At 42.5% G+C, this 26,986-nt stretch carries 26 protein-coding genes; 12 read left to right on the forward strand and 14 right to left on the reverse strand.

Translation table 11 applies throughout. The annotated features are described in order from the left end of the window. Positions 1 to 22: 22 nt before the first annotated feature. From MIC7126_RS0110800 to MIC7126_RS0110820, 5 genes are all read right to left on the reverse strand, one after another. On the reverse strand, positions 23 to 880 hold the full coding sequence (locus MIC7126_RS0110800) for a nitrate ABC transporter ATP-binding protein (RefSeq protein ID WP_017653155.1): 858 nt from the start codon (positions 878 to 880) through the stop codon (positions 23 to 25). A 74-nt stretch (positions 881 to 954) separates the two neighbouring features. Beyond that, on the reverse strand, positions 955 to 2,940 hold the full coding sequence (locus MIC7126_RS0110805; protein ID WP_017653156.1) for an ABC transporter ATP-binding/substrate-binding protein: 1,986 nt from the start codon (positions 2,938 to 2,940) through the stop codon (positions 955 to 957). Positions 2,941 to 3,020: 80 nt separating this feature from the next. Continuing rightward, positions 3,021 to 3,851: a nitrate ABC transporter permease gene (gene ntrB, locus MIC7126_RS0110810; RefSeq protein WP_017653157.1), complete on the reverse strand. Its 831-nt coding sequence runs from the start codon at positions 3,849 to 3,851 to the stop codon at positions 3,021 to 3,023. Positions 3,852 to 3,951: 100 nt separating this feature from the next. Beyond that, the gene (locus MIC7126_RS0110815) at positions 3,952 to 5,268 is read right to left on the reverse strand and encodes a CmpA/NrtA family ABC transporter substrate-binding protein (RefSeq protein WP_026100168.1); all 1,317 of its coding nucleotides are present in this window, start codon (positions 5,266 to 5,268) and stop codon (positions 3,952 to 3,954) included. A 170-nt stretch (positions 5,269 to 5,438) separates the two neighbouring features. Beyond that, entirely contained in the window at positions 5,439 to 7,058 is a 1,620-nt protein-coding gene (locus MIC7126_RS0110820) for a ferredoxin--nitrite reductase (RefSeq protein WP_017653159.1), read from the reverse strand. A 523-nt stretch (positions 7,059 to 7,581) separates the two neighbouring features. Between MIC7126_RS0110820 and MIC7126_RS0110825 the strand changes: the two genes are divergently transcribed. From MIC7126_RS0110825 to MIC7126_RS0110855, 7 genes are all read left to right on the forward strand, one after another. Continuing rightward, positions 7,582 to 8,148: a COP23 domain-containing protein gene (locus MIC7126_RS0110825; protein WP_017653160.1), complete on the forward strand. Its 567-nt coding sequence runs from the start codon at positions 7,582 to 7,584 to the stop codon at positions 8,146 to 8,148. Positions 8,149 to 8,150: 2 nt separating this feature from the next. Then, positions 8,151 to 8,879 carry a S1 family peptidase gene (locus MIC7126_RS0110830; protein WP_017653161.1) on the forward strand — a complete coding sequence of 243 codons (729 nt, stop codon included), beginning with the start codon at positions 8,151 to 8,153 and terminating at the stop codon, positions 8,877 to 8,879. 103 nt (positions 8,880 to 8,982) lie between these two features. Further along, positions 8,983 to 9,894, forward strand: a complete 912-nt coding sequence (locus MIC7126_RS0110835; protein ID WP_017653162.1) for a S1 family peptidase — start codon at positions 8,983 to 8,985, stop codon at positions 9,892 to 9,894. A 415-nt stretch (positions 9,895 to 10,309) separates the two neighbouring features. Further along, on the forward strand, positions 10,310 to 10,456 hold the full coding sequence (locus tag MIC7126_RS30365) for a hypothetical protein (RefSeq protein ID WP_017653163.1): 147 nt from the start codon (positions 10,310 to 10,312) through the stop codon (positions 10,454 to 10,456). Positions 10,457 to 10,565: 109 nt separating this feature from the next. Continuing rightward, positions 10,566 to 11,867, forward strand: coding sequence for a HEAT repeat domain-containing protein (locus tag MIC7126_RS0110845; RefSeq protein ID WP_017653164.1), 1,302 nt, complete (start codon positions 10,566 to 10,568; stop codon positions 11,865 to 11,867). Positions 11,868 to 11,932: 65 nt separating this feature from the next. Then, positions 11,933 to 12,133, forward strand: a complete 201-nt coding sequence (locus MIC7126_RS0110850) for a hypothetical protein (protein ID WP_017653165.1) — start codon at positions 11,933 to 11,935, stop codon at positions 12,131 to 12,133. Beyond that, a complete protein-coding gene (locus MIC7126_RS0110855; RefSeq protein WP_017653166.1) occupies positions 12,130 to 12,318 on the forward strand; it encodes a hypothetical protein in 189 nt (62 codons plus the stop codon). Before MIC7126_RS0110850 ends, MIC7126_RS0110855 begins: the two co-directional genes overlap by 4 nt. A gap of 217 nt (positions 12,319 to 12,535) precedes the next feature. Here MIC7126_RS0110855 and MIC7126_RS0110860 read toward each other — a convergent pair whose 3' ends face one another. Continuing rightward, positions 12,536 to 12,742: a hypothetical protein gene (locus MIC7126_RS0110860; protein WP_017653167.1), complete on the reverse strand. Its 207-nt coding sequence runs from the start codon at positions 12,740 to 12,742 to the stop codon at positions 12,536 to 12,538. A 124-nt stretch (positions 12,743 to 12,866) separates the two neighbouring features. Beyond that, positions 12,867 to 13,229, reverse strand: a complete 363-nt coding sequence (locus MIC7126_RS0110865) for a hypothetical protein (RefSeq protein WP_017653168.1) — start codon at positions 13,227 to 13,229, stop codon at positions 12,867 to 12,869. Between the two features lie 110 nt (positions 13,230 to 13,339). Here MIC7126_RS0110865 and MIC7126_RS0110870 point away from each other — a divergent pair, with 110 nt between their 5' ends. Both MIC7126_RS0110870 and MIC7126_RS0110875 read left to right on the forward strand, forming a co-directional pair. Further along, positions 13,340 to 14,287: a LysR family transcriptional regulator gene (locus tag MIC7126_RS0110870; RefSeq protein WP_017653169.1), complete on the forward strand. Its 948-nt coding sequence runs from the start codon at positions 13,340 to 13,342 to the stop codon at positions 14,285 to 14,287. Positions 14,288 to 14,448: 161 nt separating this feature from the next. Further along, entirely contained in the window at positions 14,449 to 15,510 is a 1,062-nt protein-coding gene (locus tag MIC7126_RS0110875) for an anthranilate phosphoribosyltransferase family protein (protein WP_026100169.1), read from the forward strand. 2 nt (positions 15,511 to 15,512) lie between these two features. Here the strand turns inward: MIC7126_RS0110875 and MIC7126_RS0110880 are convergent, their stop codons facing one another. From MIC7126_RS0110880 to MIC7126_RS0110905, 6 genes are all read right to left on the reverse strand, one after another. Continuing rightward, complete coding sequence (locus MIC7126_RS0110880) at positions 15,513 to 16,412, reverse strand: MBL fold metallo-hydrolase (RefSeq protein WP_017653171.1); 900 nt, start codon at positions 16,410 to 16,412, stop codon at positions 15,513 to 15,515. 11 nt (positions 16,413 to 16,423) lie between these two features. Continuing rightward, positions 16,424 to 16,807, reverse strand: a complete 384-nt coding sequence (gene panD / locus MIC7126_RS0110885; protein WP_026100170.1) for an aspartate 1-decarboxylase — start codon at positions 16,805 to 16,807, stop codon at positions 16,424 to 16,426. A 225-nt stretch (positions 16,808 to 17,032) separates the two neighbouring features. After that, positions 17,033 to 17,539 carry an inorganic diphosphatase gene (locus tag MIC7126_RS0110890; RefSeq protein WP_017653173.1) on the reverse strand — a complete coding sequence of 169 codons (507 nt, stop codon included), beginning with the start codon at positions 17,537 to 17,539 and terminating at the stop codon, positions 17,033 to 17,035. 397 nt (positions 17,540 to 17,936) lie between these two features. Next, a complete protein-coding gene (locus MIC7126_RS0110895) occupies positions 17,937 to 18,125 on the reverse strand; it encodes a TLTLP motif-containing protein (RefSeq protein ID WP_017653174.1) in 189 nt (62 codons plus the stop codon). A 984-nt stretch (positions 18,126 to 19,109) separates the two neighbouring features. Next, positions 19,110 to 20,081 (reverse strand): Npun_F2552 family protein, encoded by a 972-nt coding sequence (locus MIC7126_RS0110900; RefSeq protein WP_026100171.1) that lies wholly within the window; start codon positions 20,079 to 20,081, stop codon positions 19,110 to 19,112. A gap of 70 nt (positions 20,082 to 20,151) precedes the next feature. Further along, entirely contained in the window at positions 20,152 to 21,588 is a 1,437-nt protein-coding gene (locus tag MIC7126_RS0110905; protein ID WP_017653176.1) for an aspartate ammonia-lyase, read from the reverse strand. A gap of 125 nt (positions 21,589 to 21,713) precedes the next feature. On the opposite strand from MIC7126_RS0110905, the gene pgsA reads away from it, so the two are divergent. Together pgsA and MIC7126_RS30370 are read left to right on the forward strand one after the other, a co-directional pair. Then, positions 21,714 to 22,220, forward strand: a complete 507-nt coding sequence (pgsA, locus tag MIC7126_RS0110910; RefSeq protein WP_026100172.1) for a CDP-diacylglycerol--glycerol-3-phosphate 3-phosphatidyltransferase — start codon at positions 21,714 to 21,716, stop codon at positions 22,218 to 22,220. Positions 22,221 to 22,271: 51 nt separating this feature from the next. Further along, positions 22,272 to 22,469 (forward strand): hypothetical protein, encoded by a 198-nt coding sequence (locus tag MIC7126_RS30370; protein ID WP_081603018.1) that lies wholly within the window; start codon positions 22,272 to 22,274, stop codon positions 22,467 to 22,469. Here MIC7126_RS30370 and MIC7126_RS0110920 read toward each other — a convergent pair. Continuing rightward, on the reverse strand, positions 22,449 to 23,783 hold the full coding sequence (locus MIC7126_RS0110920) for a sugar transferase (protein ID WP_017653179.1): 1,335 nt from the start codon (positions 23,781 to 23,783) through the stop codon (positions 22,449 to 22,451). The genes MIC7126_RS30370 and MIC7126_RS0110920 overlap by 21 nt on opposite strands. A gap of 871 nt (positions 23,784 to 24,654) precedes the next feature. On the opposite strand from MIC7126_RS0110920, the gene MIC7126_RS0110925 reads away from it, so the two are divergent. Continuing rightward, positions 24,655 to 26,850 carry a GumC family protein gene (locus tag MIC7126_RS0110925; RefSeq protein ID WP_017653180.1) on the forward strand — a complete coding sequence of 732 codons (2,196 nt, stop codon included), beginning with the start codon at positions 24,655 to 24,657 and terminating at the stop codon, positions 26,848 to 26,850. The last annotated feature ends 136 nt before the right edge of the window (positions 26,851 to 26,986 follow it).

Genomic DNA, 26,986 nt, shown 5'->3' on the forward strand with positions numbered 1-26,986 from the left:
TTCAACTAAACAAAGCCGCAGCCTAATTCCCAGCTCCTTCATCGTGAGCATATCGGCGATAGAGGAAGTCCAGAGCTTCGTTGCGGAGGTCGAAGAATTGCGGATCTTCCATGATCCGCTGACGGTTACGGGGACGGGAAAAGGGTATGTTGAGAATTTCGCCAATTTTCGCAGCGGGGCCGTTTGTCATCATGACAACTCTGTCGGCGAGAAAAAGTGCTTCGTCGATGTCATGAGTGATCATTAGCACTGTGACTTGATGATCGCGCCAAATCTGCAGTAGTTCTTCTTGTAATTCTTCTTTGGTGATGGCGTCTAATGCGCCGAATGGTTCGTCAAGGATGAGGACTTGGGGACGGATGGAAAGAGCGCGGGCGATCGCTACTCTTTGTTTCATTCCACCAGAAATTTGATTAGGTTTTTTCTCAGCCGCTTCTGTCAACCCTACCATTGCTAAATGTTCTTTAACGATCGCTCTTTTTTCGGCTTCAGGTTTTTTAGGAAACACTGAATCAACCGCTAAATAAACGTTTTCAAAAACATTCAACCAAGGTAAAAGGCAATAATTTTGAAATACCATCATCCGGTCTGGCCCTGGTTCGGTGATGGGTTGATCCTGCAAAATGACTACTCCATCAGTAGGCGTATTAAACCCAGAAACCATATTTAACAAAGTTGACTTTCCACAGCCAGAGTGACCGATGATGCAAATAAATTCACCCTCTCGCACCTGCAAATCAACCCCATCCAACACCGTATAAGGGCCATCAGGAGTTGCATAAACCTTACTCACCCCTTCAATTACCAAAAAATTCTCAGCCTTAGTAGCTTGCAATTGATTCAATTTAGTGGTGTCCAAATTTCTCTTAGCTGCTTGCATAACACTTACTTTTACTTACTAAACAGAACTCCTAACCTCAAAAACCCTCCGCGCCCCTCCGCGTTGAAAGTCTACTAAATAAACACTTCCTCAATTCGGATTTGACGCTTGATATCCAAACTTTTGAGGTATTCAATCGGCTCTGAGGGGTTAAAAACTTTACCATCAAATAAATGAATCGGGTTATCTTCCCCAATATCGAGTAAGCCCAGATCCCGTGCTGCGGCGCCAAAAACATCTGACCGACAAACTCTATCAATCACATCTACCCAGTTTTTCGGGAAAGCGACTAAGCCCCAACGTGCTAGTTGAGTGGTCATCCACAAAATTTCTGTGCGATTGGGATAATTAGTTTGATGGAGATAAAACTGGTTGTATGCTGTTAGTTCCTGGGGTTTGGAACCGTCGCCGCGATCGTAGGGATCAGTAAAACCAGGGCGGATGTATACAGGATCGATATTCAAATACTCAGGACGACAGATTAATTGCAGAATTTCTTCGCGGTTACGCATGTCGTCGCAGTATTTGCAAGCTTCTAAAAGAGCTTTAATCAGAGCCAGATAGGTTTGGGGATATTGTTGCGCCCAATCTTCCCGCACACCCAAGACTTTTTTCGGTTGTCCTGACCAAATTTCTAAAGCGGTAGCCGCGACAAAGCCCACATCTTCATGAACGGCGCAGTAATTCCAAGGTTCACCAGCGCAGTAACCGTCGATTTTGCCGGCTTTAAGTTGGGACACCATTTCTGTTGGTGGTAATACTGTCAAGCTGACATCAACGTCAGGATCAATACCTCCAGCCGCTAGCCAGTAACGCAAGATTAAATTCTGCATGGCTGTGGGATGCACTACTCCCAGAGTGAGAATTTTGTCGGGAGAGGCGTTAATTACAGTTTTTAAGTCACCTAAGTTTCGCACACCTTGGTCGTAGAGTTTTTTACTGAAGGTGATAGCGTTAGCATTACGAGAGAGGTTGAGGGCGTTGACGATGGGAATCGGTTTTTTGTCGCCAGCGCCCAAAGTCAGAGCTAAGGGCATTCCTGCGACCATTTGGGCTGCATCTAATCTACCTGTAGCCACACCTTTAGCGATTTGGTTCCAGCTAGTTTCGCGGCTGAGGGTGATGTTTTCTAAACCATACTGAGCAAAGAAACCTTTTTCTTGAGCCACGATTAACGGGGCTGCATCGGTAAGAGGTAAAAAGCCGATGTCGAGGTTGAGTTTTTCTAACCCGTTGCGGGCGGTGACTGCTGTTGTGGTTCGCGAAGCCTGACGTTTTTTAGCGAGTTTTTGTTGATTGAGGAAGTAAATCATTTCATTCCGCAGATTGTAATAGCTGGGATGCTTGACTACTTCTAAACGCCGACGGGGACGAGAGATGGGGACTTCGATAATTTGCCCGATATGAGCTTCTGGGCCATTGGTGAGCATGACGATGCGATCGCTCAATAATAACGCTTCATCGACATCATGTGTCACCATCACACAGGTGAGGTTATGTTCATTGCAGATTTTCATCAGTTGTTCTTGCAAACTTCCCCGTGTCAGCGCATCCAATGCACCAAATGGTTCATCTAGCAATAACAATTTAGGACGAATTGCTAAAGCCCGTGCAATAGATACCCGCTGTTTCATCCCACCAGATAACTCATTGGGGCGTTTCTTCGCCGCTAAACGCAACCCCACCATGTCAATGTGTTCTTCCACAATGGCTCTGCGGTCTGCTTTTGGCTGATTTTGATAAACTTCATCCACCGCCAAGGCGATGTTTTCTCGCACTGTTAGCCAAGGTAGCAAGGAATAGTTTTGAAATACTACCATCCTATCTGGCCCTGGTTCTCTGACTTCACGCCCTTCTAAAACCACGCCGCCCGTACTAGCTCTATCTAGACCGGCGATGATATTTAATAAGGTCGATTTACCACATCCAGAATGTCCAATTAAAGAAACAAATTCCCCTTGTTTAATTTCTAGTTCAATATTTTTTAGAGCAATATATTGTCCACCATTGGGTAGTGCAAATACTCGATCAACGTGGTCAATTTCCACAAATGTCGTCATTTTTATTTGTCCTTTTTATTCATACTTGCCAAAATGGCTAACGACTAATGACCTATCCTTCGTTAATTATTGACAAATTTTTAAGGGACAACTTTACTAGCAATCAAACCAACTAATCTATCTAACATTAAGCCCACTAAACCCACATAAATTAGTGCCAAAATCATTTCACTCATATTAGTCTCAGTGTTGGAATTAAAAGCATCCCAAATAAATGAACCAATTCCTACACCACCGACTAACATTTCTGCTGCCACAATTGCTAACCAAGATAAACCAATACCAATTCTTAAACCTGTAAATATGTAGGGAACTGTAGCAGGTAAAAGAATTTTAATGAAATATTTTGCCCCCGATAAACGTAAAACTTTAGCGACATTTCTATAGTCTTGGGGTAGCTGTTGTACACCAACTGTGGTATTGATAATAATCGGCCAAATAGATGTGATGAAAATCACGAAAATAGCTGAAGGATTTGCTTGTTGGAATGCTGCTAGAGAAATTGGCAACCACGCTAGCGGCGGTACAGTTCTTAGTACTTGAAAGAGCGGATCTACGGCACTATAAACTAATTGATTCGCGCCAATTAAAATTCCCAAAGTTATCCCCACTAAGGCGGATAAACTAAAGCCTAGTCCGACTCTTCCCAAACTAGTCAGTATCTGCCAACCTAAACCTTTATCATTTTCACCATTATCAAAGAAAGGATTAATAATAAAAGGATTCCATGTGTCTTGAATGACTTTAATCGGCCCAGGTAATTTAAATCCTGGATTTATACAAAGCAGTTGCCAAATTATTAAAAAGATGAGGAGTGCTACTATGGGAGGCAGAATTTTTTTAAAAAACACATTTGTGCTTTTATTTGATGACTTTCTTTTTTTAGTTCGACCCTGAAGAGTTGCAGTCATTGGATAGATTCTCCCGTTTTAATTGTTTCAACTTGATTGCTAAGATTTACCAACTGTGTGAAGAGACGTTACATAATAACGTCTCGGCTTGATTTTTTAGTTAAGCTTTCTTGATTTTTAAATTCTTCAAGTACTCTTCCGGCTTATCTGGGTCGAATTTAACGCCATCAAAGAAAGTCTCAATTCCACGGGAAGAACTAGCAGGAATTTCTGCAACACCAAGACTCTTAGCGGCTTGTTTCCATAAATCTTCTTTATTTACTTGGTCTACAATTTCTTTGACCTTAGTATTAGCTGGAAGTTTACCCCAGCGGATATTTTCTGTTAAGAACCAAATATCATGACTCTTATAAGGATAAGAAGCGTTATTTTCCCAGAATTTCATGCGATAGGGAAAATCTTTAACTGTGCGTCCATGACCATAGTCAATATTACCTTGAGCACGGTCGAGAATATCTGCAGCAGCGACGTTAAAATATTTGCGATCGCTACAAATTTTGCACATTTCTGCTTTATTTTCGGCTTTATCGCACCATTGCTGGGCTTCCATAAGTCCCATCAACAAAGCCTGGGTTGCATTGGGATTTTTATCAACCCAATCTTTCCGCATGGTGAAGGCTTTTTCTGGGTGGTTGTTCCACAATTCGCCTGTCACTAAGGCGGTGTAACCTAATTTTTGGCTAACTAGTTGGGCGTTCCACGGTTCACCGACACAAAAGGCGTCTACTGTACCCACTTTCATGTTGGCTACCATTTGTGGTGGTGGAACTACTTCTAAGCCTACGTCTTGATCGGGATCAATACCGCCAGCGGCTAACCAGTAACGCATCCATAAATCGTGGGTACCGCCAGGAAATGTCACGGCTACTTTCATGGCTTGTTTAGCAGCTTTTGCTTTATCTGCTAAGGCTTTGAGTGCTTTGCTATCTGCGGAAATTTTCAAGTCTTGATATTTATCGGCGACGGAGATAGCCTGACCGTTCACATTTAATCTGGCGAGAATGTATAGAGGTACTTTATCGCTGATGGTGATCAGGTAGGGCATGGGGCTAAGGATATGGGAGCCATCAATTCCATTACCTGCAGAACCGATTTTTAAGTCTTCGCGGACTACTACCCATGATTTTTCTTTTTTGAGTTCGACATCAGTCATCCCATATTTGGCAAAGAAGCCTTTCTCTTTGGCAATAATTAGGGGTGCGGAGTCGGTGAGGGGAATAAATCCTAGTTTGGCTTTGGTGGTTTCGACTTTCGGTGCATTACTGACTGCACTCACATTAGCTGCTTTCTCTGTACCGCCGCTAGGAGCAGTGTTGTCTGCACTAGAGTTATTGGATGAGCAACCATGCACCAAGATAGTAGCAGCAGATGCAGATGCAGCGGTGATGATGAATTTTCTGCGGGTAAAGTTGGTCATTTGTGGGGTGATGATTGTTTTGGGTTTGTTGGTGTCAGTTTCGGAACTTCTCCCTTGAAGTTCCAGATTTCGCAGCCTTGCAAAATTAATGAAATAGTCTGTAGCGAGGACTTTAGTCCTCTTTTTGAGTGCTTCATCGCTCACCACAAACTGATCAAAATTAATGTCAGCTATGAAACTGCAGTTGATACCAAAGCTTCTGGCCTTGGTTGGGCTTGGAAATGTTCGATTAATAAATTCCGTAACACTGGCTGTAAATCTTCGCAGGGTACGCCTTTGGTGACGCAGGTTCCGAGTTGGGCGTCTTTACCGACTTTACCGCCCATATAGATGTCAACGCCGTCAACAGCTTTGCCATTTTTGCGGGCTTTGGTACCCATTAAGCCGATATCTGCAACTTGGGGTTGTCCGCAGGAGTTAGGACAACCAGTCCAGTGAATTCGCACTGGATGAGTCAGGATTAACTCGGCTTCTAAGGCTTTGATCATTTCTTGGGCGCGGTTTTTGGTTTCGATGAGGGCGAAGTTACAAAATTGTGCGCCTGTACAAGAAACGAGCGATCGCGTTAATAAACCAGGATCTATGGCAAACTTCTCTAGGAGAGGTTCTGATAAGAATGTCGCTAGTCGGGAATCTGGGACGTGGGGAATAATCAGGTTTTGCTCTACGGTGATGCGGATTTCACCGCTACCGTAAACTTCCGCTAATCGGGCGATCGCAAACATATCTTCTGCATACAGCCGACCAACGGGTATATGTATACCCACGTAGTTTAACCCGGATTGCTTTTGTTTGTATACGCCGATGTGGTCGCGTTTTTCCCAGTCGATTTCGTCTTTCGGGGCTGCGGGTGATAATGTTTTCCCTAAGCGCTTTTCGACTTCTGCACGGAATTTTTCTAAACCCCATTCGTCAATCAGCCACATCAAGCGGGCTTTTTGGCGATTGCCTCTTAAGCCGTGATCCCGATAAACTTCCAATACGGCTCTACATACTGCAACTACGTCTGTGGGAGTTACCCACGCATTCAAGGGAATCGCCGCTTCGCAGCGTTTGGCTGAGAAGAAGCCACCCACAAGGATATTGAAGCCGAATATTTTTTGGGTGGTGGGGACAGGATTTCCCCCTGTCTCCCCATCTTCCCATCTCCCCATCTCTTCTCGAAACGCTGGGACAAAAGCCAAATCATTAATTTCGGCGTGGACAGAATTGTCTCTACCACCAGCGATCGCTATGTTAAATTTACGGGGTAGATTGGTAAATTCTGCGTTTCCTTCCCCTTTATTGGTCAGCATATCTTGAATTTGCTGCACCAATTCCCGCGTATCAAACAACTCGTCTGCATCCAACCCGGCGACGGGATCGCCTGTGATGTTGCGTACATTGTCCATCCCAGATTGGACGCTGGTTAAACCAACAGCATGAAATCTATTGAAGATATCCGGTAAATCTTCAATCCTGATTCCCCGCAATTGCAGATTCTGCCTCGTGGTAATATCAGCGTTGCCATCATCGCCGTAACGTTGCACTACTTCCGCTAATACACGCAGTTGTTGACTGGTGATAATACCGTTTGGTAAGCGCATCCGCATCATGAACTTACCCGGTGTAACTGGGCGAAAAAATACACCTACCCACTTGAGACGATGTTCGCGGTCGGTCGCGTCCATTGCTTCCCATCCCAGAGATGCAAATTTTTCAATCTCTGTTTTGACGGCGAGTCCATCTTTTTCGGCTTTGAATTTTTCAAACTTGTTCAGACTGGTTGTGGTAGTTGCTGTGTCTGTCATAATTCGTAATTCTTACACGGCCAGGGGTTCACTGAAACTGGAATTATGGGCTTGGGTCTACTTCACAGGTCATTTGTATATTTACTTAAATGCTTATTTGTCAATACTGAGCAGTTACTGAATGTGTAACGATTTACATGATTTTCAGGTTAATGGCATTTTTCCGCTAAAATCGTATAAATAGCTACGAAATAAATGTAAAAATGCTGAATTTGAATTGTTCGTATGCAGTTTTTGCATTCACTTCAGCTAATTAAGCGACTCAAAGCATTTTAAAAGGGAACAGGGAACGGGGAACAAAAAACAATATATGTAATTAATTTTCTCTAAGTACTTATGGAGTACGAGTAGTCGGTAAATTTTCGGTACCCAACCCACAAAGCGTGAAATTTGGTTATATCTGGCAAATAACACGTATCTTTACAGAATTAACTTATATTCTTAACCGCAATCAAACCTATAATTACTGTATGAAATATTAGAAGTTACACAAGCAATTTTACTGAAATTGCGGGAGTTAATCATGAAAATCAAACTAGCGTCATTAACAGTTGGTGCGATGATGGGAGCGATCGCTCTCACAGCCAACTTCAATCAACCAAGTTACGCCCAAAACTCTACCTTCTACTGCGGTGTGAGTCAAGGCGCACCAGCAACCATAGCCAGAACACCCAACGGAAACATCACAGTTATTCGTTGGGTTTCGGCCCACTTCGACGAAGCTGGTTACGACCCCCAGAGGCGTTGTGAAGAAGTATCTGGACGTTTCCAAACATACAAAAACAACGGTACTTTAAATTACATCACCACAGGTATCATGAATAGTCAACCAGTTGTCTGTGTCAGCAGTACCAACGGTGGTGGTTGTAACGGATTGCTGTTTACCCTGAAGCCGAGACAAAACGCCAGCAAAGTCGTTCAACAGTTGTTTAATGTCCGCGTGGGTGCTTCTGGGCCATTAAACGAGAGTTCAGAACGTGTATATATAGATGTCAACCAACTGCTAAATTCCTCTGCGACAGAAAACAATAACTCACCCAACGAAAAACCCAAGCTACCTACACCAGGAAATAGCCAACCACTGTTTTAACAGTGAAAAATAGAACTCTCGTCTTTTTAATTGTTTGTCTTAGTAGTATCTTTCTCTCAGTTTCAGTCAAAGCGCTTCCCATCACATCACCACAAATTTATCAACAAGCACAAGCAATTACAGTCAAAGTTTTATCAGGGGATACATCAGGTTCTGGAACTTTAATTCAGCGACAAGGACGAACTTATACAGTTATTACAAATCAGCACGTCCTCACACCAGGACAGGGTAGCAGATATCGCATCCAAACACCTGATGGTCGCATCTATCCAGCAACTGTATCGCCGTCAAAAAATCAAATTTATCGTCAAGATTTAGGGTTGCTACAGTTTTTTAGTCGCCAGAAAACCTACTCAGTTGCATTACTCAATACTTCAGCAAATATTGAAGCAGAAGCAACAGTATTTGCAGCCGGTTTTCCCATCAATTCATCAGGATTAGTGCTGACAACTGGGCGAATTTCCCTATTACTAGACAAACCATTAAATGACGGATATCAGATTGGTTACACCAACCAAATTCACAAAGGAATGAGTGGAGGAGCATTATTAAATCTGCATGGTGAAGTTATCGGTATTAATGGTAGACACGCCTACCCATTATGGAACAATCCCGATATTTTTGCTGATGGTTCCACACCATCAACTAACCTCCAACAACAGATAAATCAACTGAGTTGGGCGATTCCCATGCAGAGTTTTTTAAAACTAATCACTCAATTTGCTCTTTAGATTAGTTCGTAGTAAGCACTCTAGTGCTTAAGATTCAAGGACTGAAGTCCTTACTACGAACCCCTACTAAACCCAATTTGTTGAACTATTAGGAAATCGAATTATGAAATTAGGAAACGAATTGCCAGTAATATTAGGTAGCGCCTTTTTCGCTAGTGCAATTGTGATTACTCAACCACAAATAGCTGCAGCACTTTCAGGAGAAGAAGTTAATAACATCGCTCGTGAAGTTACAGTTTTAGTTAACGGAATTAACCCAGGTTCCGGGGTAATTATAGCTAAAGATAGCAGCACCTATTACGTGCTCACAGCCAACCATGTAGTTAAAACACAAGACGAATATCAAATAATTACCCACGACAAACAAGCTTATAAAATTGATTACAAAAAAATCAAACATTTCTCCGGCTTAGATTTAGCATTAGTCGAATTTAGTAGCAAAAAAGATTATAAAGTTGCTACCCTTGCTAACTCTGATTTAGCCACAGAAGGCAAAACAATATATATTTCTGGCTGGCCTAATCCTGGACAGAATATTACAGAAAGAATTCGCCAATTTACCACAGGTCAAATTTCTTCCCGTCCCCAAAAACCCCTAGCCGATGGTTATGGAGTGGTGTATACAAATGTTACCAGAGCCGGGATGAGCGGCGGCCCTGTTTTCGACACAATGGGGCGCGTAATTGCGATTCATGGACGCGGTGAAGGGGAAGTAATTTCAAATGAAGAAAAACAGAAACTCCAAGAATCAGGAGCAGGAAACATATTAGCAACTGCGAGTAAGGTAGGTTTTAATTTGGGAATTCCCATCAACAGTTTTTTAAGCAAAGCACCCCAACAAGGAATTTATTTAGGGTTAAAAGTAGAAAATTCACCGCCACAAGAATCGAAAGAGAAGTATGTAGCCAGTAATCAAGTTGATGCTAGAGACAAGATGGATATCAAAGATGTATTAAATACGATCAATGATACTGTGAAGACGATTGAAAATATTCGTCGCATCCTCCCTTTTTAGAGGATGCTTGTTAAGCCAAAAAATTAAATAATATCCTCGACTTCTTTAACAAGTCGAGGATATGAAAATAGCGAATTATTGTTATAGCAATTCTCGGTCATATGAGGTACACAGTCGTAAGGGCACGGCACCGCCCATTAGTGTCAACTTAACGTGAAACCCTTGTCAAAACTCGATTTTGGATTCACTCACTTACCATGACAATCCGCGTTACCCCACCCCGGCTTTGCTGGCGCAAAACCTCCCCTCCCCTTGCTAAGGGGAGGGGAAGAAGGGGTGGGGTAAAACGCCTGGGGGACAAAGGTTTTAGCTTAAGTTGACACCAATGGGCACCGCCGTGCCCCTAGAGGCGACGATATAATGTTGTACCGCATCTGAATGGGAACCGCTATATTATCCATTATTGTAAAGATATATGCGCCAAATTAGATTAATTATTATCGGCTTAATCAGCTTTCTTTCCATAGCGGCTGGTTCTTGGTTTCATCGAGCGATCGCAATTTCTCTGTGTGGTGTTTTGGGGATTAATTCACCTGCTTGTTATGTGTTGGGTTATCTTTGATAAGACTGACGCAACTAGAATGGAGACGCGAATTTTCGCGTCTCTACGTTTTCACAGGAGGTCTATTGTGAGAAGATGCAATTTACGAGAGTAAGGTGCACTCAAAATCGTGGATAATATCAACCAACTTTTGGTACAAGCGCAAATAGCCTGCGATGCGGCTGATTGGTCATTGCTGATTCAGTATCTACAAGAATTGATTTTGCATCAGAAGGGGACACGTGCAGATATAGCTCAAAATCGAGAGCAAATTCTAGATTTAGCGCTGTCAGTCCTGGAAATGGGGGATTTTCAACAGCGTTGGGAAGTTGCTAAGGTGTTCACCAATTTGGGCGAGGTGGCTATTCCCTCACTCATCGACATCATAGAAAATGAAGATGCAGAGGAGGAGGTGCGGTGGTATGCGGTGCGGATTTTGGGTGAATTTCAGCATCCAGAGGCGATCGCTCCTTTGATATCATTGTTAAGAAATGTTGACAGCGAAGAACTCCAAGCGATCGCCTCTACTGCTCTGGGACAAATCGGCGCACCGGCGATCGCATCTCTCACGGAATTATTAGCAGCAAATGATACAAAGTTGTTGGCGGTGCGATCGCTAGCTTATATCCGACACCCAGACATTATCCCACCCTTACTCGCTCTGGTACAAGATTCCCAAGCATCTGTGAGAACAGCAGCGATTGAAGCTATCAGTAATTTTCCTGACAAGCAAGTTTCATTTATACTAGTAAATGCTTTAGATGATTCAGCCTCTACTGTCCGCCGTGTCGCTGTTTTGGGTTTAGGTTTTTGCTCAAAGACCCACCAAGATTTAGATTTAGTCCAGAAAATTCAACCCAAACTTTATGATTTGAATCAGGACGTCGCTTGTGCTGCGGCTGTTTCCTTAGCAAGAATTGGTGGTGCTGACGCCGCTGAACATTTATTTCAAGTCCTGACCTCACCTCAAGCACCGCTGCGATTGCAACTCGAAGCTATCCGCGCCTTGAGTCGTTTGGAGACTGCTGCGACTTTGAAATATTTACAACAGGTTCTGAATATATACACAACAGAAGTAATTTGTCAAGAAATCGTCACCGTTTTCGGGAGAGTGCAACAGCCACAGTTGACTAAATTGGCTGGGGAAATTTTGCTGAATATGCTCAAATCAAAGCATCCAGCGACAAATTTTGCCAACATTAAAAGTGCGATCGCCCTTTCTTTAGGACAATTAGGCGCGATGGAAGCCATCGAGCCGCTGATTTCACTGCTAGCAGATGCAGATGCGTCAGTGAGATTACATGCGATCGCGTCCCTCAAAAATCTCGCCCCAGAAGCCACACATCAACAATTGCAGCAACTAGCAGATACCACACTCACACCAGATTTACAACAAGGAATAGCGATCGCTCTCGCAGAATGGGGGAGATGAGCAAAAAATAATTTCTCTAGAAGCGATGGCAATGGTCACTGCTCATTTTCACCTTTAGCATAATAATGAAACAAGAAACATTTACTATTTTGTCGAATGTCTATGATCAACTACAACAGATAGCAGCGCGATTGTATACAGATGCAGAAGTAGCATTACAAAATAATGATTTTGATGATGCTAGTTTGCTTCAAAGCAGAGCAGATAAAATTTATGAAGAAGCCGAAAATATCGATACTTTGATTTTAGAACTGGAGGACGAATGAAAACTGTAGAACAATTAAAAACTCGGATTCTAGAACTAGGTAGACAAGCCGCATACTTTAGTCAGCAAGCGATTGAAGTTAGTAAAACTAATCGTGAACAAAGCAAAATTTTAATGAAACAAGCTAAAGAAGCTAGTAAACGTTGCCAATTATTAATACAAGAATTAAAAAGACAAAGTATTTAATTAAATAGCTCTAAAAACTCTTAAAAAGGGAATAAGGGATAGGCTACTGGCAACAGTTTACAGTTCCCTGTTAAGAGTTAAGAGTTGCGAACTATTAATGTTAATAAAAACCAAAAATGCAATTAAAGCTACATAAAACATGCAGCTAGAACAGTTGCAAGCCTTTGTAGCGATCGCCCTCGCAGAATGGGGGAGATGAGGGAAATTTCCAATAGTGCTATTTGCTTGACAAGCAATCCTCTATAAATAAGTGTGATACACCAAACTCAGGCCTTTTTAAGATTTTTTCCCAATCCTCATAAGTGCGAATCTCGCCAGTACCCGCTTTCACTTGCTCACGGGTTAAGGGGCGTTGAATTACCCCAAATTTTCTGTTGGCGAGACGAATATTCAAACGCTTCTTCTCGAGTAAAGACAAACTCATAAACTTTTTCTCCTGCACTTAGATCCCGTATCCCCCGGCAGCTCATTCCTACCTTACTATCATAATATTCAAAAGCTCCGACCTTGGAAAATAGTAGAACTAATGGTTCACTGCCTAAATCAGATTATGATACAATTTTTAGTTCTACGTTTACGCAATACCAAATTAACCATTTACCAACAGGTTCTACCAACCTAATAGTTTTTTTACCTCTACAGAGAGGATTTGTTTCTAAATTATCAATTACTACAATAGAAGGATTATTTTTAGGAAAAATACCATACTGAACCAGTCCCCATAGTTCAGACTCTACACTCATTTTGACAATAGTTAATCTTTCTGTGCGGTTATTATTCCAGATTTCAGTCCAAGGATATGTCCAATTTTTCGGCATATCAGATAATTGAGCAGGAGATAACAGCGCATTTTTTACTTTTTCTCCTTCTATTTTAACTGGAACATGATATGCACCTATATCTGAATCCATACTGTTTTTACGCTGACATAAAAAAAGACTTGTAGCAAACTCTACCAAATTATGGCTAAAAATCCAGTAAGTTAATAAAAGCTATAAATGTAATTCAGGCTACATAAAACATGCGACTAGAACAGTTGCAAGCCTTTCTGGCGATCGCGGAAACCGGTAGCTTTCAACAAGCTGCGAGAAGGTGTGGTGTTACTCAATCGACAATTAGTCGCCAAATCCAGTCATTAGAGGCAGATTTGGCGGTAGAACTATTTCATAGAACAACCCACGCCAAGCTGACGTTGGGAGGTGAGAGGTTGCTACCCCGTGTCCGCAAAATTTGCCAAGAATGGCAAAGCGCGACAGACGAATTAGCAGATCTAATCGCAGGTAAGCAACCGGAACTCTGTATCGCCGCGATCCATTCTCTGTGCGGTTCTTATTTACCACCAGTGTTGCAGAAATTTTGTCATGATTATCCTGATGTGCAATTGCGGATTACATCTTTAGGAAGCGATCGCGCCCTCAAAGTCCTCAAAGATGGTTTAGTTGATTTGGCAATTGTCATGAATAATCGCTTTTTGACTACGAGCAGAGAAATGGTGGTGGAAACACTATACGATGAACCCATAGAAGTTCTCAGCGCAGCTAGTCATCCCCTCGCCAAATATGAACATATCCCTTGGTCAGAACTGATTCGCTACCCACAGGTAGTTTTTAAAGATGGTTATGGGATGCAGCGCTTAATTCAAGACAGATTTGAGCGCTTAGAAGCTACACTCCACGCCGCTTTAGAGGTGAATACCCTAGACGCCTTTCGGGGAGTAGTCCGCCAAGGAGAACTCATCGCCTTGCTACCGCAATCAGCATTAGTGGAAGCACGTCATGACCCCAGCTTGGCAATTCGTCCCCTAGCGAGTAACAGCATGGGTGCTGTGGCTGAAGGTTCGAGCTTAACCCGGCGAGTGGTGATGGTAACAACTCAAGATCGGCTGCAAATTCCCCCCATCAAGCATTTTTGGCAATTGGTGCGAGAAAATATTCCCCCCCAAATTGGTCAACAGCGATCGGCTTGTTGAAGTATCATAGGTCGAAAGTCAACGGTCGAAAGTCAACAGTTCAATTCTGCAACTAGACCCTTGATTAAAGAAAGGATGAAGTAAAAATTGGTACAAACCGAGTGGATCAGATTTCAGATTTCAGCCTTCAGCCTTTAGTTGACCCTTGACCATCGACTACTATGAGCAACATATTTAGGGAATTGCTGCAAAAGGTGGGGAGTGGAAACCACACATCAGAAAATTTAACTCGTGCGGAAGCAGCTACGGCCACGAAAATGATGCTACTGGGAGAAGCGACGCCAGCCCAAATCGGCGCATTTTTAATCGCCCACCGTATTCGGCGTCCCACGGGAGAAGAGTTAGCGGGAATGTTAGACGCCTATGATGAACTAGGGCCAAAATTGCCATCGATTGGTGGCGATCAACCAGTAATCATTTTTGGTGTACCTTATGATGGCAGAACTCGTACTGCACCCATCACTCCCATCACGGCTTTATTGCTAGCTACCGCAGGACAACCAGTAGTGATGCACGGTGGCGATCGCCTACCTACGAAATACGGTCTACCTCTAATAGAGATTTGGCAAGGATTGGGGGTGGATTGGACTAGTTTATCCCTAGCCCAAACCCAAAGAGTATTTGAACAAACGGGTATTGGATTTATCTATACACCTAGACATTTTCCCTTAACTAAGACTATTTGGGAATACCGCGATCAACTCGGCAAGCGTCCACCTTTTGCCACAATGGAACTAATTTGGTGTCCTTATGCCGGGGATAAGCATATTATTGCCGGTTTTGTCCATCCACCAACAGAAGGAATGTTTCAGGTGGCTTTGGAATTACGAGAGGTGGGAAAATACACATTTGTCAAGGGATTAGAAGGGAGTTGTGACTTACCACGCGATCGCACAGCCATTATTAGCCGCTCTTCATCCACCCCATCCCCAGAAATAGAACGGTTGCATCTCGTGCCCCGTGAATACAACTTTACGACTAAAAATGTCCCTCTTGACACTACTACAGAACTACTAGCCCAAATGCAGACTGTGTTGGCTGGTAAATCCGGGGAACTAACGCAAACAGCTTTATGGAACGGCGGATTTTATCTATGGCGTAGTGGTATTTGTCCAGATATGCCACAAGCCTTAGCCAAAGCCGAAGAATTATTCACCAGTGGAGCAGTAGCCGCCAAACTCAAACAACTCAGCACAGCTTTGTGCCAACTCACCACACATTAACTTTAAACCACAGATAAAATTAAACCCTCACGAGCTAGTAACGCTTTCGGAAACACGGATTTAATTTGAGCCTGTACCTGATCTAAAAAATTATCGTCATCATCTGGGTGGTGATGCGAAACAACCAACTTTTGCACCCCAGCTTTATTTCCTAAATTAACCGCAGTTTGCCAGTGCAAATCCGCTGAATCATGCTTATGAGCAGCGGGAGGTGGGTAAGTAGCATTGGCAATCAGTAAATCTACCCCTGTAATAAATTTGATAATTCGTTCTTGCTCTACTTTGTCAATACTCTTGTGTAAATCTGTAATGTATGCTACGCTGGCTTGCTGCCATGTAATTCGATAGCCAACAGACCTGAGAGCTTGATTGATCAGTGCTGTCACCATCGTCACATCATCCAACTTCACCTCACTATTGGGAGTCAGATTATAGAAATGCAATTGTGATTGCATTGCTTGTAGCGGATAAGGAAAATGCGGCTGCAGCATTTGGTCATACAAGCACTGTTTAATAGAAGCACTATTAGAAGCAGCAGTACCGTATATATGAAAGCAGTTTTCCGCTATAAATGCTGGGGCGAAAAAAGGAAATCCCTGAATGCGATTTGATTGGGAGTTGGTAAAAAATAAATGAGCTTCTATTGGCTGTTGCTGTTGCTGCCAAGTTTTACCCAATATCCGTAAACCAGTACCACCATCAAAAATCAAGTGTTTTCCAGCTACTTGTATTTCCACACAAGGAGTATTGCCACCATAGCGGCTAGTGCTGCAGCCTGGGGTAGGAATTAAACCCCTCACACCCCAAAATTTCACTAAAAATTCTTCTTCTACACTACTCGTTAGGGTAGTTTGGTTGGCGACTAAATAGCTTTGGGAACCCGACAGCTCAAAATTTGACATTTTTCTTGAAATTAGACCTTATTGAGCAGGTCATCGTAGTGCCGCACTTCCAAGAGTCGGTTTTTTTCGTCTACTATGACAACCGTAGGAGAGTAATTTTTTAACTCTTCTGGAGTGAACTGCCCGTAAGTCATTATAATCAGGCGATCGCCCATAATGCCTAGACGTGCGGCAGCCCCATTTAACTCTATCACTCCGGAATTAGCTGGAGCCGGTATTGCGTAGGTAATAAAACGCTCACCATTGCTTTTATTTACTATCTGTACCTGCTCGTAGGGTAAGATACCAGATTTTTCTAACAGGATTTGATCGATGCTGATACTACCCACATAGTCCAGATTTGCGCCAGTGAGGGTGCAGTTATGAATTTTTGCCAAAAGGATAGTACGTTGCATTTGATTTTGGGATTTTGTCACAATTTTGGGAGGCAATTATGGAGGATAGGGTATTAGAAGGCCACTGCATTGCAAAGAAAAGTTGCTTGTGTATTTTCCCCCCGCTCTTGCAAACTTTGGCGGGTTTCCCGTATAGAGCGCAAGTGGCGTCATTGGGTATTAGCAATTGGTTATTTCTTCTCTCATCCCTAGCCCCTAGCCCCTATCCCCCATGCCTAATTAACCTTAAACAGCTTTGATGGACTTGTCTACCAATGCTTTTACTTGGTCAACATCTTGCCATCCGAGAATTTGAGTTACCTTTTTTTCCAGATTTTTATAACTGCGGAAAAATTCAGCAATTTCTTCTAAACGGTGGGGTGCTATGTCCTTCAAGGATTTTACTTGGGCGTAGCGTGGATCTTTGTCAGGTACAGCGAGAATTTTTTCGTCGCGATCGCCGCCGTCAATCATCTCTAGAAAGCCAATTGGTCGCGCGGCAATGATGCAGCCTGGGAAGGTGGGTTCATCAATGATCACCATACCATCTAATGGGTCGCCATCATCAGCTAGGGTGTTGGGTATAAACCCATAATCATAAGGGTATTTTACCGAAGAATAAAGCACTCGATCTAGGGCAAAGGCTTGTAAGTCTTTGTCGTACTCATATTTATTTTGGCTTCCACCAACGATTTCAATCAGAACGTTGATTAAACCTGGTTTTGGTTGGGCTGGTACGCGGGATAAGTCCACAGAAAAACTCCTCCGTATGGGTGAATTATGGGCGTGCTCTATATTGGCTCCCCGTGTAGAATTTTAGGGCCAAGATGGACTACTTCCCAAAGTTTTCGGTTCACAACGGCGGATGAGGTGGACTCGAAGGGGCCTAGTGCCTATATAGTAAATGTTCCCAATCAGGGACTGGGAACGAGATTAGGCTTTAAAGTTTAAAGTTTGTTGGAGACAAGGTGTTGTGTGTCTCAAACGATATAAGTTCTGGGTAAACAACAATATTTCATCACCAATATTGTTTGTGGTAGCTATTTCATGATGTTACTTCTACAGTCAACCACGGGATTTTTTGCAGGGTAAGTAATGAAGCTTGTAACTAGATTTCATGTCCAGATGAAATGTTGTTAACAAGTCTTATTTATTCTTGACTTTTTTGGATATTGTAACTCAGTGGTTGTTGGCTATTCAAGACATCGGTCGATGAATAGTGAGCAATAAAGAATACAGGTAGAGTCAAAGTTATCAGCGCGATCGCGGTTCCCACAATGTCTGCCAAGCGATGGGAATATGTATCGGTAGAGTTGGCAGACTGGCTATTTAAATTCATACAAAATTGCAATTCATCACATCACTTGCTAGGTCTACTCTCCTAAAGAGAGCCTTAATCCTATATTATCTATTGTTTCACCGTAAATTTGTATCATGGTCGAATTTAAACCAGTTTTATAAGTGTCATAATATTATTTGTTACTTTTTCGTTTGGATACAAAGTTGAGCACAAACATTTTATAATTTGATTGCTAACTAATGTTTTTATGTTGTTCTGTGTTTAGTGTAATCTATTATTCTCACTTCTGTTTAAAGAATAGCATCAGCAGTTACATTTTTTATTTTTTCTTAAAATACACATGGACGGCATAAAAAATATATTTTCGCCTCAAAAGCTTTTGTAATAAGGTTTTTTCGATTATTAACTGTTGCGGTTTGTCCAGAAAAATACCGAATAAACACTGAAAATATCTCTTGAGAGATAGTACCGAAGCTGTAGTTACACTTAAATCAGTTGAAAACTGAATTACCACTAAGTAATTTTGTTTTTTTAACTACAAACTATTGCTGAACCACTAAATACACTCCTAAATAGTTTAGCGGTATTCATGCAATAATTGCGCTCAATAAGTACTGCTCCATGAAAATCACCTAAATTGATCAATATCACTGCGGTTTTGTCAATCTATATAGAGATAGAATAAACACTTTATTGTCAATCAAAAATCACGGGGAAGAAATAAATTTTTCTGACATCAAATATATTTTCAACAAAAATTATAGTGAATAGGGGTACGAAAAAACCGCCACTAGATGAGGGCGGTCTAGTTAAACAATCGGAGGGTAGTCGTAGTTTACTCTGCTTATTTGATAACTTCTGTAGCAGAGTTGGCGTTTGTAGAATTAATAGACGTTGGTTGAAAAAGGAGTTAGGAACTAGTGGTGTGTTTCATTACGAACTAGTCGAAATTAATGCGATATACCACTAAGGAAAGTCATTTTTATTGTTCCCTTTTCTCCTTTCCCGACTCCTTTGAAAAGTCTAATGTCTACCATAAGCGCTCATAGGTTCTTTGATAAATCGGATGTAAAGATGCTTGAAAGTTGATTTAATTACACGGGGCATGGCAAAATCGATGGGCATCATTTTATCTGGTAATCGCCAATCTTCGATGCGTAATAAGTCAGGTTCTAAGTGAGGAAACTGAATTTGGGCGAGTTCTGGACACATACCCAAGCGTTGGGAAGCAGCGATGGTGGGTACTTGATGGGGTGGAACATTGACGATTTCTACCACTGCGCGATCAAGAGCAAATACATCGGCTGCGGCTGCTAAAACACCTAAAAGCCGGGGTTCGCCACCACTAGGGCCATTGCCTTCATGACCAATGATGCCATCTAAGATGGTAAGATCAGGATTGATGGCTCTGGCGGTTTCGACTAACATTTCGCCGAAGCGGTTGGCATCTTTTCCAGCTTCTAAATGCCACCAAGCTTTCATTTTCCCAGGAACGCAGCCAAACAGGTTTTTGACTCCCATTGTTAATGTGAGTTGCATGTGGGATTTGAACTTGGGTAGGTTAATCACGACATCTGCTTCCATCGCTTCTTTAGACAGACGCAGGTGTTGAAAATTTTCACCGATAGTTTGGTATCGCTGCCCGTGAAAATCGATAATCGGGAGGTGGAGTTCTTCTATAATTGGCTGATAGCCATTGGCCACGGCGACTGCTTTAGCACTACCAAAAGCGGGACTATCTCCCAAAAATGGTAATCCACCAACTTCTATAACCATGCGAGCAACTTCATAAACTAGTTCGGGGCGGGTGGTACACTCTTTGCTAGGACGGGAGCCAGTGAGCAGGTTAGGCTTGAGCAAGACGCGATCGCCTTTTTTCACAAAAGCCGCTATTCCTCCCAGAGGTTCTAGCAAAGTGACTAGTGATTCCCGCAAAGCTTCTCGTTCGTAGGAAGTAGCCCGGATGAGACTGACAGTTGGTTGTTGAGTCTGCATGGATGGTAAATTACGCATAGTGAAAATAGAAAAGAAAAGATTTTTCCTCTTCTATCTTCCTACTATGGTTTTAATCTATCTCTATTTGTTCTGCCCTGAGGGGTGAGACACCACTCATCTGTTCCAGATTTAACACTGCGGCTAATTCGTCCGCAGTCATCAAGCCTTTGGCGATGACAATTTCTCTGAGAGATTTCCCTGTTTCTAAGGATTCTTTGGCGACAGCAGCAGCATTGAGATAACCGATGTGGGGATTGAGGGCTGTAACTAGGGCTAAACTACCTTCAGCGTATGCTAAACAGCGATCGCGGTTAGCAGTAATTCCTTGGATGCAACTTTTTGTGAGAGAGTTGATGGTGTTGCCCAAAATTTCGATGCTGTGAATGAGATTATAAGCGATCAAGGGCATCATCACATTTAGTTCCAATTGTCCGGCTTGGGCGGCTAGGGCGATCGCACTGTCGTAACCCATCACCTGAAAGCACACCATTGATGTCATCTCTGCCATAACTGGATTGTATTTACCTGGCATAATCGAGGAACCAGGTTGCACTGGCGGTAATTGAATTTCTTTGAATCCGGTTTTGGGGCCTGAATCCATTAATCTTAAATCATGGGAGATTTTGACTAAATCTTGGGCTAAGTTGCGTAAAGCGCCGGAGACATTAACAAAGGGAGCCATACTCTGCATTGCAGCCATGAGATTCGGTGCTGGTTCTAAGGGAGAATTGATTAACTCTGCAAGTATTTGCACAACTCGCCCACGATAAAAAGGATGAGTATTTAAACCAGTTCCCGCTGCGCTTCCGCCCAAACCCAAAACCATCAAATCGCCGGAAGCGGTGTATATGCGGTTTTGGTGTTCTCCTAGAATACACGCCCAAGCCTGAAAATTATCACCCAAGCGCACAGGTACGGCGTCTTGGAGGTGAGTTCTGCCAGATTTGACGATATCTTGAAATTCTGCGGCTTTGTCTGTTAAAGATGCGATCGCTTGATCTAAAGCTGGGTGTAATGTATGCGCCAGTGCCAATAAACCACCAATGCGAATCGCTGTCGGGATAACATCATTGGTAGACTGTCCATAGTTAACGTGGTCATTAGGACTCACACGCTGGTAATTGCCTTTTTGCTCACCCAGAATTTCTAAGGCGCGATTGGCTAAAACTTCATTCACATTCATGTGATGGGAAGTTCCCGCTCCAGCTTGATACACATCCACCACAAATTGATCGCGCAAATTCCCCGCCAGTATTTCATCAGCCGCTTTAACGATCGCTTGACTGATTTCTGGGGGAATGCAACCTAGTTCACCGTTAACAATAGCTGTTGCTTTTTTAATTAATAAACAAGCATCTACGTAAGTAGATAAAGGCTTAATTCCGCTGATAGGGAAGTTTTCCGTTGCTCTTAGTGTTTGGATGCCGTAATAAACACTACTAAGGATTTGGCGATCGCCCATGGAATCCCGTTCGCTACGGTATAAAGAATCTGTTTGTTCAGTCATAAATTTTTTTGGGATAATCTCAAGAACACAGATCATGCCATGGGACTATACCAATTCAAAATTGAAAATTTGCGAATAGGACAAGATAGACAAATAATCACCAATTCCCCATGCCCATTTTTGCGATGAACTTACCCAACTCAATTACATTTTCCCGCCTTTTAGCTGTACCATTTTTGCTTTATGGCTTGTACAACCCGACGCCACAGGCTAGATGGATTTGTTTAGGAATTTTTTTGATTGCGGCGTTGACTGATTGGTTAGATGGCTATTTAGCTAGAAAACTCAACCAAATTACCGATTTGGGTAAGTTTCTTGATCCTTTAGTGGATAAATTCTTAGTACTTGCGCCATTACTGGTGTTGGTAGAAATCGGCAAAGTGCCAGCTTGGGGAGTGTTTCTGATTTTAGCGCGAGAATTAGCGATCGCTGGTTGGCGGGTAAATCAAACTACGATTACGGGGGCGAATATTTGGGGTAAACTCAAAACTGTTAGTCAAATCATGGCGATCGCTCTCATGATCGCACCATTATCGCAGGTTTGGCAGATGCCCGCTTTGATTGCTTTTTGGGTCGCTGTCGCTTTAACTTTGATTTCTGGGGTAATTTATTTGTTGCCATCTCAAGATTAGATTTTTTGGATAAATCTTTTTTTGTTTCGCGCAAAGGCGCATAGACACGAAGTGGCTTCCCGAAGGGTAGGCGCAGAGAAGAGGAGGCTAAGAACAACTTTTGCAAGAGTCACCCCATCTCCCCACACTCCCCACACTTCCCACACTCCCCACACTCCCCACACTCCCCACACTCCCCACACTCCCCATCCCCCCATCTCCCCATCTCCCCATCTCCCCACCTCCCCATCATCTGCCTTTACCGAGTAACACGACTCTGATAGTTTTAAAAGCGATCGCAATATCTAACCAAAAGGAGTAATTTTTGATGTAGTAGAGGTCATAAGCTAATTTTTCGTAGGCATCTTCTACTGAGGCGCCGTAGGGATATAGTACTTGTGCCCAGCCGGTGATTCCTGGTTTGACTAAATAACGTAACTCATAATAAGGAATTGCTTGTTTGAGCTTGATATCAAATTCTGGTCGTTCGGGACGGGGGCCGATTAAACTCATTTCACCTTGGAGCACGTTCCAGATTTGCGGTAGTTCATCGATCCGCAGTGCTCTTAACCAGTGTCCCACTCTGGTGATGCGTGGATCGCGTTGAGACGCCCATTGTGCGCCGCGCTTTTCGGCATCTTGATACATGGAACGGAATTTATAAACTCTGAATGGTTTACCGTATAAGCCTGTGCGGAGTTGACTATAGAAGATTGGGCCTGGACTATCTAATTTAATTAGCAACGATACTAAAACCATGAGGGGAAAGAGTAATATCAATAGCAGTACGGTGACAACTAAGTCTGTACACCGCTTCAGCTTGAGACTGATACCGCAAGAAATTAAATTAAATCCAGCGCTAAAGGCTAACCATTTATCTTCTAATAGGGAGGAGGGAATTTTGTACCACAAGGTTTCGCAAATATCCGGTAGTCTATAAACTGGGATGCCTTGCAGCCGTAATTCCATCAATTGTTGGATTTGTGCGGCGGAAAAATCTATTTGGGTGGCTACGACTACTCCTGACCAAGGTTGTTGATTCCAGTGATGCAAGTCGGTGAAGCAGCCGCTGCAATTGAGTTCTGCTGCTGTTTTTCTTAATTGTGTGATATTTTGGTCAGTCTCGGCGAGGACGACCAATCGCCCTAGGGGGTTTTGCTCTGTAAACATTTGGGCAAATTTGATGGCACTATCACTTGCACCCAAGATTAACCAATAACTTTGTTGAGCGTGCGATCGCAACCATTTTACCGCCCATAAGCGTAATGCGATCGCGCAGATGGTAAACATACTCAAGCTAATGAATAAAACGCTTGGTTCTAACAAGCGGTAATCTGGCCAAGATTGGGATAGATAAATCAGAGTATAGGCGATCGCGCCGACGATTAAGTTGCTGATGATGATCCGAGCCGGAGCGCGCAAACCTGCAATTTGCTTGTCTGGATGGTAAGTATCTGCTAAATAGAATCCAGTGATGGTAAGCGATATTAAACCATAAATTAGCAGATTCAGACTCGGCAATACTTGACCTAAGCGTAAGTAAACAGCCACCTGCAAACATACAACTAAGGTGAAAATATCCATTACTAAAAGCAACGTGGGTAAAAAACGCGGGCTTTTCAGTAACTTAATACTGCTCTTGTAACCGTGAAATGGTATCTCCAGCATAAGTATTTTTACTAATTTTGTTTTTGAGGTTAATGAGATGCAGCGAGTATCTTTTGATGCATTGTCATACTTTATCCCAGTAACCCTGATCTAGAGCGTCCATTATAAGTTGCAAATATAGCAAAACTCTTTAGCTGTTTTTCAAATTATTTCAGTGAGTCCTGTTATCTTGCTAGTCCGATTTGCTACAAAAAATTATAATAAAGTTTTTATAAAAAGTAACTTCTGTAACTTGTTTTTCTGATATCTATGGCTGTAAGTGGCGGTTTTTAGTAAAATATACGCACTTTGTTCAATTAAATATAGTTAAATATTACTTTAAATAAAATAATGTACAGTGAATATTAATGAACTAAGTAGGCAAGGTTCTATTGAGTTTAGCAAAGATAAATATTCTCTGATTTCAGTAATATTTATTACAAAAATTCCAGAATATATTAGTAAGATTTTTTCGGTTGAATGTATAGAAAGTTCCGGAAAATCTTGAATTTTAGATGAACAAAAAATAAAAAGTGGTATAGAATGGTCGGAAAATCAGGGGGTTATGCTGCGGATTGATACCAAAGCTCACTATCCACGGTTAATTTTTATAGGATTGTGACTGTATTAAAGATATACAACACCTATAGCTGTAGCCACATAGGTTAGGACATGAGCTAAAGATAAGACGCTTACACCAAGAGACTTTCAACCCTATTCCCTGCGATGCACTGAAGCTCACTCGAAGTGTTCCCTGTTCCCTGTTCCCTGCTATACATAAACTTTTTTGGTGAAGACTACAATATTTATGCCTACTAAGCAAGAACACCCAGACGCGATTGATTTCAAGCAGTACTGGACAATCCTCAAAAGACGCTGGCTAGCGACATCGGTTGTAATCGGCTCTGTGTTTGGATTGACGGCCCTGGCTACCTTTTTGCAACAACCAGTTTATGAATCACAAGCCAAGCTACTGTTTAATAAGCAAAATGGTGTTTCATCACTGACAGGTATCTCAGCCAAGGTGGGAGAATTGGGAGGTCTAACCAACCTCAGTAACCCGGTGGATACGGAAGCTGAAGTTATCCGTTCCTACCCAATTATCAGCAAAACTATTACTAGTTTAGATCTTAAAGATAACAGGGGCGATCGCCTCACAATGGAAAAGTTTCTCAAAATATTAAAACTGAAAACCATCCGGGGAACCGATGTGATGCAGCTTTCCTACCGCAGCACCAATCCGGAGGAAGCAGCGACGGTGATTAATACGCTGATGAAATATTATTTAGAAAGTAACGTGCGTACCAACCGAGCAGAAGCCATAGCCGCACGAGAATTTTTAAGCAAGGAATTACCTAAAGTTGAAAACCGAGTTGTCAAAGCAGAGATGGCTTTGCGTCTGTTTAAAGAAAGAAATAAAGTCATAGCTCTGGATATAGAAGCAAAAGTCGGCGTAGAAGGACTCAAAGATTTAGCCGAAGCCATAGCGAGAGCTCAAGCAGAACTAGTGAGTGCTAGCGCTCGTTCCGCTGCTTTGCAAAATCAAATGGAATTGAACACCAAGCAAGCCGTAGCACTGAGCAATTTAAGTCAATCGCCTGGAGTGCAACAAGTATTGACCCAATATCAAAAGGTTCAAGATGAAATAGCTGTAGCTAAAACTCGGTACACAGAAGATAATCCCACAATTGTGAATCTGGTAGAAAAAGCAGCCGCTCTCAAAAACCAACTAGAAGGTCGGGTGACGCAAACTCTAGGTAAATCTGAATATGTCCCGGAAGCAAATTTGCAAATTGGCGAACTCAAACAGACTCTGACTACAGATTTAGTCAAAGCAGAGGTAGAACGGTTAGCTTTAGCCAAACAAGTTATACAACTGCAACAAACGTTTACATTTAACCAAAAACGACTGTACAGTTTACCCAGACTCGAACAACAACAGCTACAGCTACAGCGACAATTGCAGGTAGCACGAGTGACTTATGAACAATTATTAAAGCAATTACAAGAAGTACAGGTACTAGAAAACCAAAATGTCGGTAACGCGCGAGTAATTTCTCAAGGTTTAGTTCCTGATAAACAAGTCTCTCCTATCATTGCATTAAACCTAGCTCTGGGCGGATTTTTGGGAATCTTGCTGGGTCTGGGAACAGCATTATTATTGGAATCTATGGATAATTCCCTCAAAAATGTGGAGGAAGTCAAGCGATTATTGGGTTATCCAGTTTTGGGTACAATTCCCCTAGCTGAAAAGTCCAAGGAAAATGAACACGAAGGAAGTCCAGAATTACCTGTACTTAACAATCCTTATTCACCAGAATCAGCAGCTTTCGAGATGCTGCAGACGAATTTGAATTTCTGCGTCTCTGACAGGAAGCTGAAAGTGATTGTGCTCAGTAGTTCCATTCCCGGTGAAGGTAAATCTTTTGTAGCCGCTAACCTCGCAGTAGCCGCAACTCAAATGGGACGCCGAGTCCTGTTAATAGATGCAGATATGCGTCGCCCCCGTCAGCATAAAATTTGGGAACAATCTAACCTGATTGGGCTGAGTAATGTTTTAGTCAATCAAGCTGAGTTGCAAAGCTCTACCAAAGAAGCGTTAATGGCGATGGATTTGCTCACAGCGGGGACAATTCCACCAAATCCAGCCGCACTGCTTGATTCTCAGCGGTTAACTACTTTGATTAAGGAGGCCACAGGAGAATATGATTTTGTGATTATTGACGCCCCACCTCTGACTGCAGTTGCTGACGCACAAATATTAGGTAAGTTGGTTGATGGATTGTTGTTAGTTGTGCGTCCTGGTGTCGTTGAATCGGCCGCTGCTGGTGCTGCTAAAGCGTTGTTGGAACAGTCTGAGCAGCGAGTCTTGGGTATGGTGGTCAATGGTGTGACTGCGGGTACTAGTCGTGGTGGCTATTACACCAAAGGTTATTACGGAGCTAAGGAATTTGAAAAGAATGGCAAGGGTGATATGAAGCTGCCTAAAATTGGTGTTTCTTGATGCTTTTTTATATTTAGATAATTCTACTCAGTCAACTTTGTCATGAATAAATTATTTAGCAATATTGAATCAGTCAACAGATGATTAAGATTACCGAGAAAAACAACAAATTTTAGAGAGAATTTGGATGAACTAT

The organism is Fortiea contorta PCC 7126 (assembly GCF_000332295.1).
In the GTDB taxonomy this organism is placed as follows: Bacteria; Cyanobacteriota; Cyanobacteriia; order Cyanobacteriales; family Nostocaceae; genus Fortiea; species Fortiea contorta.